Source organism: Geobacter metallireducens GS-15 (genome assembly GCF_000012925.1).
GTDB lineage: Bacteria > Desulfobacterota > Desulfuromonadia > Geobacterales > Geobacteraceae > Geobacter > Geobacter metallireducens.
Map to the genome: position 1 here is coordinate 2,562,433 of NC_007517.1, position 17,595 is coordinate 2,580,027.

Consider the following 17,595-nt stretch of genomic DNA (forward strand, 5'->3'; position numbering starts at 1 on the left):
TTTAGAATTACAGTTTCGCCGTCAGGGCGGGAACGAACTGGAGGATATCGGCGACCACGAGGACATCGGCCACCTCGCCGATGGGGGCGTCCTTGTCCTTGTTGATGGCGACGATGAAGTCGGATTTCTTCATCCCTGCCAGGTGCTGGATGGCACCGGAGACCCCGCAGGCGATGTACAGTTTCGGGCTTACCGTCTGTCCCGTGGTACCCACCTGGTGGCTGTGCTCTACCCACCCCGCGTCGACCACCGGCCGGCTCGCTCCCAGCTCCCCTCCCAGCGCCTTGGCCAGGGCGGCGATGACCTCGACGTTTTCTTTCTTGCCGATCCCCCGTCCCGCGGTGACGATGACTTCCGCCCGGGTGAGATCCACGTCTTTGGCCTCCGCCGGCTCGTAACCGGCAAAGCTGACGTTGCTCGTTACGCTTGCGGTTATCTTCTGCACGCTGGGGGTCCCACCCGGCTGGATGGCGGCAAAGGCACCAGCCTGGATGGTGATGACCGCTTTGCCAGTGGCAGGCTTGACGGTCCGCCGCATCTTGGCGTTGCAACACCCCACTTCGAAGCCGCCGTCGGTAAGGCCGATGACTTCCGATACCTGGGCGACTTTCAGTCGGGCCGCCACACGCGGCGCCAGGTCCCAGCCGTAGGAGGAGTGGATGAAGACGACGTAGTCGGGGTTTTCTTTTTCTATGGCGTCGAGGATCAGCTGTTTGTGCAGGTCGGGGTTGTATTCCCCGCAGCTTGCCGCGTCGGCCAGGTAGAGGGTGCCACCATAGGCGGGAAGCTGGCTCTCGCTCCCCACCACCAGCATGGCGCTCTGGGCTTCCAGTTGCTGCGCAAAGCCGAGGAGTTCATAGGTACTATCGAGGAGTTTTCCCTCCCGGTATTCGCCAATCAGTAATGTTTTCATATGACCTCCAAAAATCTTTTAAAAGCATTACCACAGAGGACACAGAGGGTTTTCACGGAGGTACACGGAGAAAAGCACGAGCCTTACGTTTTGTGTTTTTCCTCGGTGTTCCTCCGTGTCCTTTAGGCCCTGTGGGTCTCTGTGGTTAAAGCTTTTCGCTGTTCCGTGGTTAAAGCTTTTCGCCGTTAACGTAAGACCGCGGTCTTTTCCTTGAGTATCCCCATGAGCTGGTCCACCAGGGCACCCACTTCCCCTTCCAGGACGATACCCCCTCCCTTTTTGGCGGGGGGGTGGAAGCTTACGGTGGCGGCCAGGGGTTCTTCCTTGAGGAGTTCCGCCACGGGGATGGCCTGGATATCTTTCTTCTTCGCCTTCATGATGTTGGGGAGCGTCGGATACCGGGGAACGTTGAGCCCCAGCTGGCAGGTGACCAGGGCCGGGGTGGCAAGCTTGACCACTCCCTTGATCCCCCCTTCCAGTTCCCGCTTGCCGGTGACAGAACCGTCGGCGTAGGCGAAGCCGACCAGGGTGGTGGCGCAGGCGTACCCCAGTTCTTCGGCGACGGTAACCCCCACCAGGGCGGAACCACGGTCCTGGGACTGCATCCCGGTGAAGATGAGGTCGTACCCTTTATCCTTGGCGTAGGCGGCGATGATGGCGGCGATCTGCCACGGGTCTTTCATGGCGGCGGCGTTGTCCTGGATGTGGACACCCCGGTCGCACCCCATGGCCAGGGCCTTCTTGATCGCCTCCCCTACCCGGTCGGGACCGATGGAGAGGACGGTCAACTCACTCCCTTCGCCAAGTTGTTCCCGCAGCTGCACCGCCTGCTCCACGGCAAATTCGTCGTATTCGTTCATCCGCCAGGCAAGGTCGCTCTCGTCGTACCAGGTACCACCGGCCCCCGGCTTGAACCGTGACTCCATGTCCGGTACCTGTTTGATGCAGACCAGTATCTTCATATATACCTCCAGTATTAACCTTTAATAGGACTTATGGGACTTATGGAACGAACCTAGGCGCCCAGGCGCTCTACCACGATCTCCGCCAAGTCCTTCGCCACAAGACTTCCCTCGGCACCACCGGTCTTGATCCCATCCTCGAACATGGTGAGGCAGAAGGGGCAGTTGGAGACCAGCAGCGGTGCCTCGGTCTCCTGGGCCATGGCCACCCGCTTCTCGCTGATCTTGGTGCCGAGCTTTTCTTCGGCCAGGATACGTCCCCCACCCGCACCGCAGCAGAAGCTGTCGCCGCCGCTCTTCTCCATTTCCCGAAGCTGGCCTCCCGCTTGTTTGAGGATGCTCCGCGGCTCTTCGATGATGTCCATGTACCGCCCCACGTAGCAGGAGTCGTGGTAGGTAGCGACAAACGGTGCCGGCGTCAGGTTGAGCCGGTTGCTCTTGAGCAGACCGTGCAGATAGGTGCTGTAGTGTTCCACCGGAATATCGAGGCCGAGATCCTTGTAGTCCCTTCCCAGGGTGTTGAAGCAGTGGGGACAGGTGGTGACGATCTTTTTGACCCCGTACCCCTTGATGAGTTCGATGTTTTCCTGGGCCGTCATCTGGTAGAGGTATTCGTTCCCCAGTTTTCTCGCCGGCTCACCGCAGCACTTCTCTTCCTTGCCAAGTATCCCGACTTTTATCCCGGCGGCCTGGCAGATGGTGATGAAGCTTTTGGCGATCTCCCGGTTCCGTTTGTCGAAGGAGGCGTAGCAGCCGACGAAGTAGAGGATATCCACTTCCTCGCCACTCTCCATGAGGGTAACCGGCAGATTGTCACTCCACTCCCCCCGGGCGGCGAAGGCAAGGCCGAAGGGGTTGCCGTTGACTTCGATGTTGCCGATGGCGGTCCGTACTTCATCGCCGGGAAAGGCACCTTCCATGAGGGTGAGGTTTCTTCTCATCTCCAGGATCTTGTTGACGTGTTCGTTGTTGGCCGGGCAGATGTCCTGGCAGGCACGGCAGGTGGTGCAGGACCAGAGAACATCCTGGCCGACGGTGTCGCACAGGCTGGCTGCGGCATCGTTCTCGGCCACTTCCCCCACTTGCTGGATCACTTTCATGGGGGAGAGGGGCTTGCCGGTGGCATAGGCCGGGCAGCGCTCCTGGCACCGCTTGCAGCTGGTGCAGGCATCGGCATCGAAGATGTCTTTCCAGGTGAGGTCGGTGACTTTGGCCGCCCCGAACTGTTCGATACTCTCGTCTTCCAGGTTGATGGTGCCGATCGTCCCCATGGGTTCCAGGGGGGCAAAGAAGGCGTTGAGGCTGGTGGTGAGGATATGGCGCAGTTTGCTGTAAGGAATGGCACAGAAGAAGCCGAGCACCAGGGCAAAGTGGAGCCACCAGAGGACCTTGTGGGTGGTCTTTATGGAGGCTTCGTCGAAGCTTACGAAGAGCTGGGCAACGACGTATCCCACGGGGGAGAATCGGGCCAGTCCCGGATTCTGGGTAAGCTCAGTGGCCGCCATCCGCGCCCCCTCGATGATGAAGCCGGTGATGAGGATGGCGAAGAGAAGCTGGTGGATGATGTAGTCGTCCTTAACAATCTCCAGTCCCTCGGGTTTTGTTATGAAGCGGCGGACAAAAAGACCGGCCAGCATGAGGATGGCAACCAGCCCCGCCAGGTCAAGCACCAGGGAAAACGCCTTGTAGAATTCCCCGGAGAGGAGGTTGACGTGCATGAGGGGGGTGAAAAAGTCTGCCTGGACCATCACCAGCAGGGTGCCGACGAACAGGGTGAGAAAGCCCCAGAAGAAGAGGGAATGGAACAGCCCCCCCTCCGTGACCCGGGAGACCTTCACCTGCCCCAGCACCTCACCCACCATCCGCTTCACCCGCTCGTCGTACCGGTCACACCGGTCCAGGGGCCGACCGACCCTGTAGAGGGGCACCTGTTTCCAGAAGCCCCACACCAGCATTGCCACCGCCGCCAGGCTCAGGACATACATCGGTAATACTACCCCGTGCCCGATGTTCCAGTATATTTCGCGCGTCGCTTCCATGGAGCAGTTCCCGATCAACCCTCGTTTATCCGTTCGGTCAATTCGGGCAGGAACTCCTGCAGGTCGGCAACAATCCCCACATCGGCAACCTGAAAAATCGGCGCCTTGGGATTTTTATTGATTGCCACGACAAAGGGGTTTCCCTTGATGCCGCCCAGATGCTGAAACGATCCACTGATCCCACAGGCAAGGTAGACCTTCGGTTTGACCGTCTGCCCGGAAGTACCGACCTGCCGCGATTTATCCATCCATTTTGCATCGACGATGGGGCGGCTGCAGCTGACAACTCCTCCCATTGCCTCAGCCAGTTCTTCGGCAATCTGAATACCCTCTTCATCACCTATACCGCGTCCTATGGAGACAAGGATGTCTTCCTTGGTGATGTCGACATCACCCGCCACAGCTTCGATCAGTTCAACAAACTCCCTGCCGGTCGAGACTTCGGCGACATAACTCGATTTATCGACAACTTCACCTATACTTGCCAAGGCCTCAACCGGAGCGAACGCCCCCGGCCGTATATTGATCACCGCGCCTTTATCCATCCTGCACAGAGAATGGGAGCTTACTTGGCCGCCATATTCCTGGCGAACAACTCTAAGATCGTTTCCGGATACTTCCAGCGCAAGCACATCCGCCACAAAAGTGGCATCGAGTTTTATGGAGAGACCGGGTGAAAGGTCCATGCCAAATGCATCATGGGGTACAAGCACGATTGCATCAGTGGGGAGAACGGCAAGAAGCGCCTTTCTGAGAACCTCTGCGTTGGGATAGGCAAAAGCAGAGTTGCCAAGCTTCCATACCTGCTTGTATGTTGATGCCGTCTGGCTGCAGGCCTGGTCCAGATCAGCACCGGAACCTGCCACCAGAGCTATCGGTTCGGCGGACGCATCAATATTCCTGGCCGCGGAGATCAATTCCAAAGCGGTATCATCTACCGCACCACCCTTATGCTTGATATAGGCAAAGATCTGAGCCGCCATTATTTGAGCCCTCCTTTGGCTTTGAGCATTTCGACCAGTTTATCGATTATTTCTTCGTTGCTCCCATCAAGCATCTCGGCACCGGCACCCAATTCGGGGACAAAATAGTCCTCCCTGCGTACACGAGGTTCAACTGCTGCCGTTGACAGCCCCAGCTCACCGGCCCCATGCACCGGAATCTGCACCGATGCCACCTGGCGGATGCCGCGGATGCCTACATAGCGCGGCTCGTTTATGCCTGTCTGAATCGACAGCACGCACGGCAGCGATATCCGGTTCATTTCGATATTTCCCCCATCAACTTCCCGTCCGACTTTCAGGGTCTTGTCATCGACGATCTCGATGCTGTTTACCAGTGAGGCGTAGGGGAAATCAAGGAGGGCTGCCAGCATACCCCCGACTTCTCCTGCCCCGGCGTCGGCCTGAGCACCAGCGAGGATCAGGTCGTATTTCCCTTTTTCGATCTCGGCCTTCAGAATTGTGGCGAGCCCTCTTCCATCCGTTCCCGCGAATGATTCGTCTTGCAGGAGAATGCCTCGATCAGCGCCCATAGCCATCTCGCGACGCAACACTTCCTCTGATTCCCCGTCACCGACAGTCACAACGGTCACGGAACCGCCCGAGCTTTCCTTTATCCTGATTGCCTCCTCGACCGCGTAGTTGTCCCATTCGTTGACCGAATAGACCAACGAATCCCTTTCGATGTCACTGCCGTCGGCATTGACTTCGATTTCGTTTTCAGCGGTATCAGGTACCCTCGTGACACAAACCAGAATTTCCATAGAGGCCTCCGTTAAAGATTATTTCCACGTCGTTGACGAGAGAACTCGTTCATTCTCTGTACGCTTTACGTTACTGAAAGATGCCTATCGGCCAGTTCCACTAGGTCAATGACCTCCATCGTTCCTTCCAGTCCGCTGACCTTGATGGCATCCTCGATATTGACCATACAGAACGGGCATGCCGTGACGATCACATTGGCCCCCGCCTCCTGTGCCATCTTGACCCGCAGCACACCCATGCGCTGCTCTTCCTCCGGCTCGAAAAACAGCATCAGCCCACCGCCACCACAGCAGAATGAACGGTCGCGGCACCTGTCCATTTCAACCTTCCGCAAGCCGGGAATAGCGTCAAGCACCCCACGGGGATCGTCATAGAGCTCATTGTGCCTGCCAAGGTAACACGGGTCATGGAAGGTGTAGACCTTCGCGGGATCTTCGACCGCACTGAACCTGATCCTCCCCGAGCTGAGGCTCTTCATGATAGTCTGGCTAATGTGCTCCACAGGTGGGAGTCCCTGGTAGTCGTTTTTGAGCGCATTGAAAGCATGGGGGTCGGCAGTAACAATCTGGCGGACACCGGTCTCCTTTATGACTTCCATGTTGTGGGCCTTGAGCGTCTGATAAAGGGTTTCCTCGCCAAAACGGAGCACTTCGTTACCGCTGTCGCGCTCATCCGCACCGAGAATACCGAAATCGATCCCTGCCGCGGTGAGCACTCTGGCCGTAGCTCGCCCGATCTCCTGCATCCGGTCGTCATAGGAGGTAATACTGTCTACAAAGTAGAGCGTATCGGCCTGCTGTTGACCATCAAACACCTTCACCGGATAGTTGGCGGCAAACTCGGCCTCCTTGGTCCAGTCCGCACGTTTTTTCTCCAGCTTGCCCCACGGGTTGCCGCGTTTCTCCAATGCACCCAACGGTTTCTGGAGTGACTGCGGCACCATCCCCTCGTCGACCATGCCTCTACGGAGATCAACGATCTTATCGATGTATTCGATCAGAACGGGGCACTCCTCCTCGCAGGCCCCACAAGTAGTACAGGACCAAATTTCATCCTCGTGGAGCACCGTTCCGATCAGACGTTCGTCCTGGTTCCCCCCATCTCCGAACAAGGGATACCGATTAAAGGCGTAATCCCGGCATTTGATCGAGATGAACCGAGGCGACAGCGGCCGGCCGACCGCATTGGCAGGGCAGTTGTCCGAACAGCGGCCGCAGTCGACGCAGGAGTAAAAGTCCAGCATATGCTTCCAGCTGAAATCCTCTAACTTCTTTACTCCCAACGATTCCAGGCCGTCGAGCTCGTCGTCAGTCACCCCCCAGCGTACCGGCTTGATCCTTCCCTTGCTGAGCTTGGTGAGAAATACATTGGGGAGTGAGGTGATAACATGGAAATGCTTGCCGAAAGGGAGCAGACAGAGGAAGGAGAAGAACACCACTTCATGCAGGAAGTAACTCCCCAGATGGATTTTCTGAAGCAGCGTCGGAGAAAGGGAACTGAACAACTGCGCCGCGACCCACGAACCGGTCACCGGAACCAGCAGATGGTGGAGAGCTCCGGCTTGGGACTGGGCAGCAGCGCGGCTCCCTTCAAAGAGCATGTCGCAGGTCACAAGAGCAGCGATAAGAAGCAACACCAGTACCGCTTCGCCCGTATGATCCTTGTCTCCATAGCGGCTCGGGACGTCATAGCGCTTGGGCTTGAATACTCCCCTGCGGATAGCTGCTGTGATGGCGACTATCAGCACGATGGTTGCGGCAAAGTCCTTGAAAACCGAATAGACGACACCGGCTCTCCCCCCGAGACCCGGCAGGACAAAACCGTCCCTGATGCCAATGATCACCAGCGATATGGATCCCAGTGACAGGACAAGGAACCCCGCAAACAGCAGGATATGCAGGACACCGGCAAACAGGTACCTCGGCTGGCGCCACTGCAGCATACCGAACTTGAGAAATTTGACGATACGTTCCGGCACCTCGTTGATTCGTGGGTCAGGCTCCCCTTTCAAAAGGGGGGACAATCGTTTACCTATGATGTAGGCAAATGCTCCGATTCCGACAAGGGGGATCAGCGAAAAGAGCAGATACCCGGGGATGCCGAAAAATGCCGCAGCAGCTGGTGAAACAAGTGTCTGTTCCATGGTTCTCTCACTCTCGGCGACACTAAGAATGAACCGTCGCACATCTGTCTCTGATCAAAAAGCTTCTTTCCTTCTACAGACAACTCTCATCAACGCTGATAACGGCTGCGTCCCCTTGGGCCAGACCGCCGCAGATACCGACCACACCAACCCCGCCACCTCTCCTGCGCAGTTCGTACATGGCGGTCATCAAAATCCTGGCCCCACTTGCACCGACAGGATGGCCGATGGCTATGGCTCCGCCGTTCGGGTTGGTTTTGGCCAGCAACTCTTCCCATTTTGTCTGATCGCCATCAGCAAGGATCTTGGTTGACACCAGCGGCATGGCTGCGAACGCCTCGTTGATCTCGATCAGATCAACGTTCTCGAGTTGCACGGACGCCCGGTCGAGCGCCTTCTGAATCGCAAATGCCGGAACCTCGGCTATCCCGCGCGGCGCACTGGCCACGCTGGCAACCGAAAGAATGACGCCCAGCGGCTTGACACCCAACGCGTCCGCAGTTGCACGTTTGGTGATGATCAAGGCCGACGCACCGGCGTCAAGCCCCGGGGCATTGCCGGCAGTCACCGTAGCACTGCCGTAGACTGGTGGGAGTTTTGCCAACCCTTCCGGGGTGGTGTTAGGTTTGGGGAATTCGTCTTCAGCAAAAATGACTGGATCGCCCTTTTTCTGGGAGAGTTCGATGGCAGCCACCTCTTCACCCGGCCTGAACTTGCCGGCGGCCTTGGCTGCCTGATATTTCATCTGGGAGGCATAGGCCCAGGCATCCTGCATCTCCCTCGACACATCATATTCCAGCGCGACCGCCCCCGCATCACCGGCAAGAGAATTGAACCCCACGTACATGATCGGATTGAGGTGGTCCACCATCTCGGGTTTTCCCAGCCCCGTCCCCCAGCGATGGCCATTGAGCACCACGGGAGTGTTGCTCATGTTCTCAGCTCCGACAGCCATACAGACCTTTGCCTCATCCAGCAGCAAAGACTTTCTCCCGAGCTGGACCGCGGCGAGCGACGAACAGCAAGCCCGGTCAACCGTCAGAGAAAGGGTTTCGGGTGGCAGCCCCGCATGCAGCATGGCCTGCCGCGCCACAACGTTATACTTGAGCGCAGCTTCCGACTGGATGCACATCCCGTAATACACCTCGTCGATGTCGCTCCCCTTCAAGCCGGACCGCTGCAGAACTTCCCTGATGATCATCGCACCGAGCTCAATGCTATGAATCTGCTTCAATAACCCGCCGAACTTGCTGAACGGCGTCCGCGCCGCGCTTATAATGACGATATCGTTCTGATTGCCCATTTGCACCATCCTTACATGGCTTTCGCCAGCGATATTTTCCAGCTGCGGAGTAAGCTATTTATCGTACTTGTACCACCCCTCTCCCGACTTCCTTCCCAGCTTTCCGGCTTTGACGCGGTGCAGCAGGATCTGTGGGGCACGGAAACGGTCACCAAAGGTCTTTGTCAGGGCCTCGCAGGCGGCAGGCTCGATATCCAGTCCTGAAAAATCGGCAAGCTCGAACTGTCCCATCGGATGGCCAAAGGCAAGTCGCAGTGTCTTGTCGATATCTTCGGGGGTTGCGATCCCCTCCTCCACCAGGCGATAACACTCAAGGCGCATCGCTACGAGAACCCGCGTGCTGATGAACCCCTGCGAATCCTTGCAGACGACCGTCTCCTTCCCCACCGCGGCGGAAAACGTCTCAATTTCGTTCAGCACCGCGTCGGATGTCTCCAGCCCCCTGATGATCTCGATCAATTTCATGGCCACTGGCGGGTTGAACCAGTGCATCCCGATCACTCTGCTCGGATTTGCCACAACCGATGCCAACTCGGTAATACTGTACTGGGAGGTATTGGATGCCAGTATAGCCTCCGGTTTGCAGTACTGGTCGAGCTTCCTGAAGATCGAATGTTTCAGCTCCAGGTTTTCCGGGGCAGCCTCGACGACAAGATCGGCATCTTTCACTGCCTGGGCGATGTCAGTCGTGTATGAGATCCGTCCAAGAATGGACTTTTTGTCCTCTTCGGTCAGTTTCCCCCGCTGGATGCCGCGGTCAAGTGATGCCGCAATGTGTGATTTCGCTTTCTCAAGAACCTGATCAGATATATCGTTCAGCGCTACGTTGATGCCGGCCGTCGCAACCACCTGCGATATGCCATGCCCCATGATTCCCGATCCGATAACCGCCACTTTCCCAATACCCATGGATTCCTCCCCGCGCAGTTTGTTGTCGCTGTTCAAAACCGCTCCTGCATTCCCTTAACCCGTAAATGACTTTTCGCCGATGCTGATGACCGGAGCCGCACCCGATCTGATCTGCTCGAATTTTCCAAAAGTATTCATGAGCAGCGTTCCGATGAAAAACCGGGCTCCCAGCACCTTGCCGTCGTAAAATGCCGCATTCTTGTTCTTGTTCAGGATCTTGGCAATTTCGTCTTCGCTCTTGTTTTCAATGAAACCCTGCAATTTCGGATTCGCGACCGTCAGCTGCCACAGATGCAGCCAACCGAGGAGGACATCCCCCATCGCCTCAAGGAACGGGCTGGTCTTTGCGTATAGATCAAGGGAATTGCCGGCAGCTGAAGATGCAGCCATTTCTTCGACTATCCGTGCAAGACCCTCCCTGGCACGCTTTACAATTGCCGCATACACGCTGATCTCAGCGTCTGCAGCCCCCTTTTCTATGGTCTGGTCGATCATCTCCAGCAGGTTGTTAAAATTAACCCTGTTGTTGCCAAGGATTTTCCTGAACATCAGATCCATGGCCTGAATGCCGTTGGTCCCCTCGAAAATGGTGGTTACCTTACAGTCACGCGCCAACCGTTCAAAGGGATAATCGGAACAATACCCATACCCCCCGGCGCACTGCATGGCCAGAGCGGTCACGGTCCAGGCATTGTCGGTGATATAGGCCTTGACAATCGGGGTCAGCAGTTCGACCAACCCCTGCCACCTGGCACGATCCGCACCATCTGCGACCCCCGCGTTATCCATGCAGCTGCTGGTGAAATAGGCGAGACTGCGGCACCCTTCCACATAGGCCTTCATGGTCAGGAGCATCCGCTTCACATCGGGGTGATTGATGATCGCCACCGATTTCTGCTTATCTGCACCTGGATATACCGATAGGCCCTGCACCCGGCTTTTCGTGTAATCCACGGCATTCATGAATGCGCTCGTGGAAAATGAGAGCCCCTCAACACCGACCAGAAGGCGCTGCTCATTCATCATGTGGAACATCTCCGCCATCCCCTTGCCCTGCTCCCCCAGCAAGTATCCGGTACATTTTCCGCTGTCGCCAAATGCCATGGTACAGGTAACAAGTCCGTGCAGCCCCATTTTGTGCTCAATGCCGGTACAATAAACATCGTTGCGCTCGCCGGCGTTCCCCACCCCGTCGGGGAGGAACTTGGGAACGATGAACAGGGACAACCCCTTGGTACCGGGGGGATCGCCTGCCACCCGGGCAAGCACCATGTGGATGATGTTACCGGCCAGGTCATGCTCGCCGGCAGTGATGAATATCTTGGTACCGGTAATCGCGTAACTGCCGTCCCCGTTGCGGGTCGCAACGGTCTGCACCGCACCGACCTCACTCCCCGCATCAGGTTCCGTGAGACACATGGTCCCCATCCACTCCCCGGCAAAGAGCTTGGTCATGTAGCTCTTTTTCTGCTCTTCGCTCCCATAGGCCTCGATCACCTTGGCAGCCGCATGCGTCAGCTCGGCTGCCCCGTAAATATAAAAACCGCAGGCGTAGAAAACTTCGGACACGGCTGTTCCCACGGCCGAAGGGAAACCATCCCCCCCCACGTCGGGGCTGTCGCACATCGTCAGCCAGCCACCTTCACAAAATTTCTGATATGGCTTGTGAAACGATTGAGGGAACGTAACAGCCTTGGTCTTCGGGTCATAGAGGCATCCCTGCTGGTCACCGTCAACGGCGGTAGGGGATAACTCGGTGTTGGCGAAGGTATGTGCCTCGTTCAGGACCATCTCGTATCCCGCATGACTGGCATATCTCGGAAAACTACATAGACGGTCAATCTCCAGCATTTCTTTCAGCACAAATATCTGATCACGCTTATCAACCAGTAAGTTCGCCACCGTTTCTCTCCTGTGCGATGATTTGACGATTATGATTCTCCATAGAGTCCCGGACACTCAGAAAGAAGATTTGTTCTCCTGAGCAAGAAACCGGCTGCACCACCCTAGTTCGACCGTTCGGTTAATTATTAAACAAATAAAACGTGGTGTCAAGAACAAAATTCCACACAAAACTGTGTAACCCGGCTCCGGAGGATGGGGATTTTGATCGGCATCCAATTTTGACCCTTTTCGGCGTCGAAGGGTGACCCACCACCGTTGATAACTGCTTGATATCAGGCCGCCAAGGAAGATTGACCCACTGCCTATATAGGGTCATTTTTCAAAGCCGATTAACAGACATCCATGAAGCGCACTACCACCATGAAGCATTGCTCTTTGACAACGAGGAGAAGGAACAAGGAACCATCATCAGAAAACCCGGCTCCAGGAAGCTCTATATCCTCTTCTACTACTTCAACCGCCGGGTGGAGAAAACGACCGGCCTTGCCGACACGAAGAAGAACCGGGAGAAGGTCCGGCTCTGGCTGGATCGGATCATCGAACGTAGGGACGCGGGTAAGCTCATCTTTGCCGATGCCTTCCCCGGCGCACCAGAAAACGAGAAGGCATACTTTGCCAAGCTGGAGGGGTGGCAGTATGCCCCGGAACCGCGGGACATCCTCTTTGGGGCGTATCTCCAGGAGTGGTATCAAAACGTCTGGAGCCATTACCCGGAGGGGACCAAGAAGGACGACTACCGGCTGATTATCGACTATTGGCTGGTGCCGTTCTTTGGGGAGATGACCTTCTTCCAGATCAGCGGGGTGGAGATTCAGAAGTTCATTGCCTCCCTCAAGTGGAAGAAGGGGACCAAGAAGGGACAACCCTTATCGAAGGCCAGGGCGAAGAATATCCTGATACCGCTACGCACCATCTGGAACGATGCCTGCGACCAATACCGTTGGGTACTCCACAACCCCTTCACCAACCTGAAGAAGCACCTTCCCAAGACCCAACCGAAACGACGGGAGGGATTCCGGTTCGATGAATGGCGGGAATTCCTGAAGGATGTCTGGACCAAGGCGGGGAAAGCCAGCGGGATAACCGACAAGGTGCCCTATTCCATGCGCCACTCCTTCGCGGCCTGGGCGCTTACCTTGCGGATCGATCTAAACCGGCGGGTGCGGCTCATGGGCCACGGTTCCAAGAAAATGGTCTATGAGGTCTACGGGGATTACATCGACGGGCTGGAGGAGGACTTCTGGAAGATTCTGGAATACTTCGGCCGGGACTGGTGTTAGCGGCAATGTAAAAATGACCCACCTCGGAAATTGAAAATTGACCCACTCTTCCTGATAACCTAGCCGACCTGGAGGGTCGGCATGATCGGAAAGGAAGAGTGTATGGAAGTCAGAATTCTCAAGAAACAGGGCAAAAGCATCCGGGAGATCTCGCGGATCACCGGGCTATGCCGAAACACGGTCAGGAAGTTCCTCAGATCAACGGCCGATCCCAGATACAAAGAACGGGCGAAGCGGCCGGGGAAGCTAGATCCATTTAAAGCCTTTCTCGAAGAGCGGGTGAAGGCGGCGCTGCCACACCGGATTCCTGCTCCGGTGCTTGCTCGGGAAATTGCCAGCTTTGGCTACGATGGCTGCGAGCGCACCGTAAGAACGTTTTTGGCGACACTTTACTCCCGTGTCACTCCGGAGCCGGTTGTCCGGTTTGAAACGGAGCCCGGCAAGCAGATGCAAGCCGACTGGTGCGAATTGCGCAGGGGTAAACACCCATTGTACGCGTTCGTTGGAACCCTTGGTTTCAGCCGCGATTCGTTCGTCGTCTTCACCACCAGCCAGGCCTTTGATGTCCTTCGTGAGTGCCATGAGATGGCATTTTCCTTCTTCGGCGGCGTCCCGCGTGAAGTGCTCTATGACAACATGAAGACTGTGGTTCTGGAGCGAAACGCCTTCGGCGAGGGCAAGCACCGCTTCCACTCCGGCCTGTGGGACACAGCCAAGCATTTCGGGTTTATCCCCCGGCTGTGCAAGCCGTACCGCGCCAAGACCAAGGGAAAGGTCGAGCGGTTCAACCGCTACCTGCGGTACAGCTTCTACTATCCGCTGGTCTCGCGCCTTAAGCAGGCAGGATTAACTCTCGATGTCGCGACCGCCAACATCGAGGTCCGTAACTGGCTTAATGACGTAGCCAACTGCCGAATCCATGGCGAGACCAGCGAGCGCCCCTGCGATCGTCTCAAGATCGAGCGCGCGGCAATGTCGCCGCTGCCGCCAAGGGTTAAGGTTGAGCAGGGCAAGCCGGAAGTCATCACTCCCATGCCGTGGCCGGTGATCCCACTTCAGCGCCCCGCCTCCTTCTATGATCAGATCCTTCAGGAGGGGCGGCTATGAGCGACATCCAGCACCAGCGTATGGTCACCCTCTGCGACGACTTGAAGTTTCTGGCGGTGACCGATGTGTACGCCGACCTTGCCGATGCTGCGGCAAAGCAGGAGTCGTCATACATCGACTATCTCGAGCAGGTACTCAAGGCCGAGAACGACGTCCGGCAGGGGCGCTCGCGCCACACCATGGCAAAGCTCGCGGGCTTTCCCGCGATCAAGACCCTTGAGGATTATGACTTCGATTTTGCCACCGGCGCCCCGAAGCAGCGAATCCTGGACCTATCGGCAATGGCGTTTCTGGAGCGTCGGGAGAATGTAATCCTGCTCGGTCCCAGCGGTACCGGCAAGACTCACCTCGCCATTGCCCTCGGCTACCGGGCAACCCAGTGCGGCGTGAAGGTGCGCTTCATTTCCGCTGCGGACCTGATGCTGCAACTCGAAAGCGCCCAGCGCCAGGGGCGGTACAAGGAAGTAATGCGGCGCAGTGTCCTGGGGCCGAGACTACTCATCATCGACGAGATTGGATACCTTCCGTTCAGCGAAACACAGGCAAACCTGTTCTTTCAGGTGATCGCCAAAAGGTACGAAACAGGTTCCGTCATCCTCACCTCGAACCTGAGCTTTGGGGAATGGGAACAGGCTTTCGGCGGCAACACGGCACTCACATCAGCAATGCTCGACCGGTTGCTGCACCACGCCCATGTCATTCAGATCAGGGGTGACAGCTACCGATTGAAAGAGAAGCGCCGAGCTGGCATTCTCGGGCAGCAACTGCCGACACCCCAGATGGATGATTAACCCAGGAAGGTGGGTCATTTTTCAATTGCCGATCAACCGGTAAAGTGGGTCAATTTTCGATTGCCGTTGACACTTCGTGGAGACAAAGGCAAAAAGGTCGCCTCACCTCCTTGGATACCCTGGAAATATCTACCCGATGGTTCCTGGCTCTTATCTCCAGCTAGAACATGAACAACAAAGCCCCGGCCTTCAGTTAAAACTCTCTTAGTGAAAGTTTTGGTGAAAGTCGGGGCAACAAAAAAGGAATCCCGAAGGATTCCTTATTGTTAGATGGAGCGGGAAACGGGATTCGAAGGCCTGAAAGCAGAACCAGAAAAATCAGTCAAAACGAATATTTAACCTAAAATACGACGACTTACCTTTCTCTTTGGTGTCGTTTTAAGTCCAACAAGATTCAACCGAATCAAGTGCATAAGCGACAATCCAGGAACAGATTAAACTCATTTTTGGCTTCAACACGTAAAGTCAAATATCAATCGACTTCGGTATATATAACCTTAAAAGTATTTATTATAAATAATATTACTTAATATTCCAAGAGCAATTGACAGCATAGAAGATATTATGAATACTACCCATTTTTTCTTCATCTTCTTTAGAACAATATTTTTGTTTTCTTGAGATTTTTTTGTCAGTAAAATGAAACTTGGTTCTCTATTATCGGCAGCTTCAGCTATAACGATCCCAATAATAATAGAAGCAAAAAGAGCTACAAATAACATGATTGCGAGTTTATTATAAAAAATGTGCCATTGACCAGAAGCATTTTGATTTATGAGGTACTCTAGTTTACTGAGCATATTGCCAATATCTGCGGATTTATTTCGTAGAATATCGGCTGCAATCTTCTGCTGTTTGTCCAAAAAATCAGAATTAGCCATAACTCCAGCAATGGCTGTTGTGATAAATAATGAACCACCCAACAAAAGGCCTATTAGCTCTGAATTTTTTCTTACAATTTTTTTGATATTTGGCTCTTTCTTTGTAATATTATTTATATGATTAGTTAACAATGCTTCAATATCAGCCCCCCACGTTCTGCCAGTGTGATCTATACGGAAATCAATAGCATCCATGCTAAGGAATTTAATTCTAATCCCTCTTGATGCAATGATTTTATCGGTTTGGCCAAAAGAAACAGTGATTATTTGTTTTTCTGGCGCTGCCTTATCTCTGAATTTAACCAAATAAGTCCATGTTATAACTAAGCCTACAGATATAACAGGGCGTATTTCATTGTATGCACAAAAATCAGATAAGGAGTTTTGTTTTACAGTTGATCCATCATCATAAATAGTTTTAACAGTAAATTGAACACATGTTGACGGATTCTGCTGACTTACCCGCTGATCAATCAAATGATATAAATTAACTATATCTTCCTGATGAACTTCATAAGATCCTTCGAATTCTCTCGTAATAGTCTGAGGGGCACCAAGTAATCCCGAAACAAATTCTTTAAAGGTTTCTGGAGTGCACGGGAGCACAACGTTAAAATTAGGACCACTTGAATCAAAGAGATCACTCATAATTTCCCCAATTTCTAGAATATTTTGGCCTTGCCGAAATTTTCTCAATTATCAATGTTTTTTTATGTTGTGAACCATCTCATCTTAGAGTTTTTTAGCATTTATATCTGAAGACAACAAAGTACGTCAATATCATTACAGGGCATGTATATCGTTTCCCTGGTTACCTCTTCTCCAAAATCACCAAATTACGCGTCTAAATATTTCAAACTTGACAAAATGTTGCATAACATTTATAAAAGTCTCAGAACATTTCGTAAATGTCATGGAGGCATTATGAACCCAAAAGATTTGGTCAAAGTTTGGGATGCACCCGACAACTCAAAGCTTACCCCAAAGCAGATTTCCATCCGACTGCCACTTCTTGTTTCCGCGAAGATCAACGCCCTTTGCGAAATTTACCCACGAAAGACGAAAACAGAGATTATTGGGGATCTACTCTCCACGGCACTAGAGCAACTTGAGGAAGGGATGGAAAGCAAACGGGGTGAATTCATCGAGTATGAGCCAACTCGTTTCGGAAGAGTGCCAATATACGAGGATGATGGTTTGAGGGGGGTATTTAGAAATCGCACTATCAGAAACCTCCGGGAATTGGAATCGGAAGCGGGGATCACCGAACCCATGCCGTTCCATGAATCGGTCGTCTATGGTGAGGAAGAACATTAAAGGAGGAAACAACCGTGAAAAATCGAGTTTTGGAGATGGATATCAGAGACCTTCCCATGCCCGTAAAGATCACTGGCAGAAACGGCAAAAGCAAGCTGTACTTACTAAAACCGTCAGAAAAAACCCAAGGAGCTTGGTTATGTGGTATCGAAGAGCCAGTTCAACAGATCATGCAGGAATCGCTTAACCGGAGGTAACCTGTGGCCCCCTCGGGGGGCTACTGGTTACTAAATACGTTTCCACTGCCTTGAAGCCAGCCAATTCCCGAAAGGAAAGCAG

General features: G+C 54.3%; 15 protein-coding genes. 5 read left to right on the forward strand and 10 right to left on the reverse strand.

Annotated elements, in window-relative coordinates:
- Positions 1 to 7 precede the first annotated feature (7 nt).
- From GMET_RS11400 to GMET_RS11440, 9 genes are all read right to left on the reverse strand, one after another.
- Positions 8 to 913: an electron transfer flavoprotein subunit alpha/FixB family protein gene (locus GMET_RS11400; protein WP_011366018.1), complete on the reverse strand. Its 906-nt coding sequence runs from the start codon at positions 911 to 913 to the stop codon at positions 8 to 10.
- A 185-nt stretch (positions 914 to 1,098) separates the two neighbouring features.
- Positions 1,099 to 1,875, reverse strand: a complete 777-nt coding sequence (locus tag GMET_RS11405; RefSeq protein WP_011366019.1) for an electron transfer flavoprotein subunit beta/FixA family protein — start codon at positions 1,873 to 1,875, stop codon at positions 1,099 to 1,101.
- Positions 1,876 to 1,928: 53 nt separating this feature from the next.
- A complete protein-coding gene (locus GMET_RS11410; RefSeq protein WP_011366020.1) occupies positions 1,929 to 3,914 on the reverse strand; it encodes a heterodisulfide reductase-related iron-sulfur binding cluster in 1,986 nt (661 codons plus the stop codon).
- Positions 3,915 to 3,928: 14 nt separating this feature from the next.
- Complete coding sequence (locus GMET_RS11415; RefSeq protein WP_011366021.1) at positions 3,929 to 4,897, reverse strand: electron transfer flavoprotein subunit alpha/FixB family protein; 969 nt, start codon at positions 4,895 to 4,897, stop codon at positions 3,929 to 3,931.
- Positions 4,897 to 5,679: an electron transfer flavoprotein subunit beta/FixA family protein gene (locus GMET_RS11420; RefSeq protein ID WP_011366022.1), complete on the reverse strand. Its 783-nt coding sequence runs from the start codon at positions 5,677 to 5,679 to the stop codon at positions 4,897 to 4,899. The genes GMET_RS11415 and GMET_RS11420 overlap by 1 nt, the downstream gene beginning before the upstream one ends.
- Positions 5,680 to 5,744: 65 nt before the next feature.
- A complete protein-coding gene (locus GMET_RS11425) occupies positions 5,745 to 7,823 on the reverse strand; it encodes a (Fe-S)-binding protein (protein WP_011366023.1) in 2,079 nt (692 codons plus the stop codon).
- Positions 7,824 to 7,896: 73 nt separating this feature from the next.
- Positions 7,897 to 9,126, reverse strand: a complete 1,230-nt coding sequence (locus tag GMET_RS11430) for a thiolase family protein (protein WP_011366024.1) — start codon at positions 9,124 to 9,126, stop codon at positions 7,897 to 7,899.
- Between the two features lie 54 nt (positions 9,127 to 9,180).
- Positions 9,181 to 10,035: a 3-hydroxyacyl-CoA dehydrogenase family protein gene (locus GMET_RS11435; protein WP_081431814.1), complete on the reverse strand. Its 855-nt coding sequence runs from the start codon at positions 10,033 to 10,035 to the stop codon at positions 9,181 to 9,183.
- 54 nt (positions 10,036 to 10,089) lie between these two features.
- Positions 10,090 to 11,937, reverse strand: a complete 1,848-nt coding sequence (locus GMET_RS11440) for an acyl-CoA dehydrogenase (RefSeq protein WP_011366026.1) — start codon at positions 11,935 to 11,937, stop codon at positions 10,090 to 10,092.
- Positions 11,938 to 12,308: 371 nt separating this feature from the next.
- On the opposite strand from GMET_RS11440, the gene GMET_RS11445 reads away from it, so the two are divergent.
- The 3 genes from GMET_RS11445 (at position 12,309) to istB (ending at position 15,118) form a co-directional block, all read left to right on the forward strand.
- Complete coding sequence (locus GMET_RS11445; RefSeq protein ID WP_238378918.1) at positions 12,309 to 13,220, forward strand: Arm DNA-binding domain-containing protein; 912 nt, start codon at positions 12,309 to 12,311, stop codon at positions 13,218 to 13,220.
- Positions 13,221 to 13,301: 81 nt separating this feature from the next.
- The gene (gene istA / locus GMET_RS11450; protein WP_004514801.1) at positions 13,302 to 14,327 is read left to right on the forward strand and encodes an IS21-like element ISGme4 family transposase; all 1,026 of its coding nucleotides are present in this window, start codon (positions 13,302 to 13,304) and stop codon (positions 14,325 to 14,327) included.
- The gene (gene istB, locus GMET_RS11455) at positions 14,324 to 15,118 is read left to right on the forward strand and encodes an IS21-like element ISGme4 family helper ATPase IstB (RefSeq protein ID WP_004514800.1); all 795 of its coding nucleotides are present in this window, start codon (positions 14,324 to 14,326) and stop codon (positions 15,116 to 15,118) included. The genes istA and istB overlap by 4 nt, the downstream gene beginning before the upstream one ends.
- A gap of 497 nt (positions 15,119 to 15,615) precedes the next feature.
- Here istB and GMET_RS18595 read toward each other — a convergent pair whose 3' ends face one another.
- Complete coding sequence (locus GMET_RS18595; RefSeq protein WP_148206083.1) at positions 15,616 to 16,647, reverse strand: hypothetical protein; 1,032 nt, start codon at positions 16,645 to 16,647, stop codon at positions 15,616 to 15,618.
- Between the two features lie 276 nt (positions 16,648 to 16,923).
- Here GMET_RS18595 and GMET_RS11465 point away from each other — a divergent pair, with 276 nt between their 5' ends.
- Positions 16,924 to 17,316: a hypothetical protein gene (locus GMET_RS11465; RefSeq protein ID WP_011366028.1), complete on the forward strand. Its 393-nt coding sequence runs from the start codon at positions 16,924 to 16,926 to the stop codon at positions 17,314 to 17,316.
- Positions 17,317 to 17,330: 14 nt separating this feature from the next.
- Positions 17,331 to 17,513, forward strand: a complete 183-nt coding sequence (locus GMET_RS11470; protein WP_041249158.1) for a hypothetical protein — start codon at positions 17,331 to 17,333, stop codon at positions 17,511 to 17,513.
- The last annotated feature ends 82 nt before the right edge of the window (positions 17,514 to 17,595 follow it).

Bases quoted from the DNA above. Each gene is read 5' to 3' on its own strand.
- GMET_RS11400 (WP_011366018.1), bottom strand. From the start codon at position 913: ATGAAAACATTACTGATTGGCGAATACCGGGAGGGAAAACTCCTCGAT.
- GMET_RS11405 (WP_011366019.1), bottom strand. From the start codon at position 1,875: ATGAAGATACTGGTCTGCATCAAACAGGTACCGGACATGGAGTCACGG.
- GMET_RS11410 (WP_011366020.1), bottom strand. From the start codon at position 3,914: ATGGAAGCGACGCGCGAAATATACTGGAACATCGGGCACGGGGTAGTA.
- GMET_RS11415 (WP_011366021.1), bottom strand. From the start codon at position 4,897: ATGGCGGCTCAGATCTTTGCCTATATCAAGCATAAGGGTGGTGCGGTA.
- GMET_RS11420 (WP_011366022.1), bottom strand. From the start codon at position 5,679: ATGGAAATTCTGGTTTGTGTCACGAGGGTACCTGATACCGCTGAAAAC.
- GMET_RS11425 (WP_011366023.1), bottom strand. From the start codon at position 7,823: ATGGAACAGACACTTGTTTCACCAGCTGCTGCGGCATTTTTCGGCATC.
- GMET_RS11430 (WP_011366024.1), bottom strand. From the start codon at position 9,126: ATGGGCAATCAGAACGATATCGTCATTATAAGCGCGGCGCGGACGCCG.
- GMET_RS11435 (WP_081431814.1), bottom strand. From the start codon at position 10,035: ATGGGTATTGGGAAAGTGGCGGTTATCGGATCGGGAATCATGGGGCAT.
- istA (WP_004514801.1), top strand. From the start codon at position 13,302: ATGATCGGAAAGGAAGAGTGTATGGAAGTCAGAATTCTCAAGAAACAG.
- istB (WP_004514800.1), top strand. From the start codon at position 14,324: ATGAGCGACATCCAGCACCAGCGTATGGTCACCCTCTGCGACGACTTG.
- GMET_RS18595 (WP_148206083.1), bottom strand. From the start codon at position 16,647: ATGAGTGATCTCTTTGATTCAAGTGGTCCTAATTTTAACGTTGTGCTC.
- GMET_RS11465 (WP_011366028.1), top strand. From the start codon at position 16,924: ATGAACCCAAAAGATTTGGTCAAAGTTTGGGATGCACCCGACAACTCA.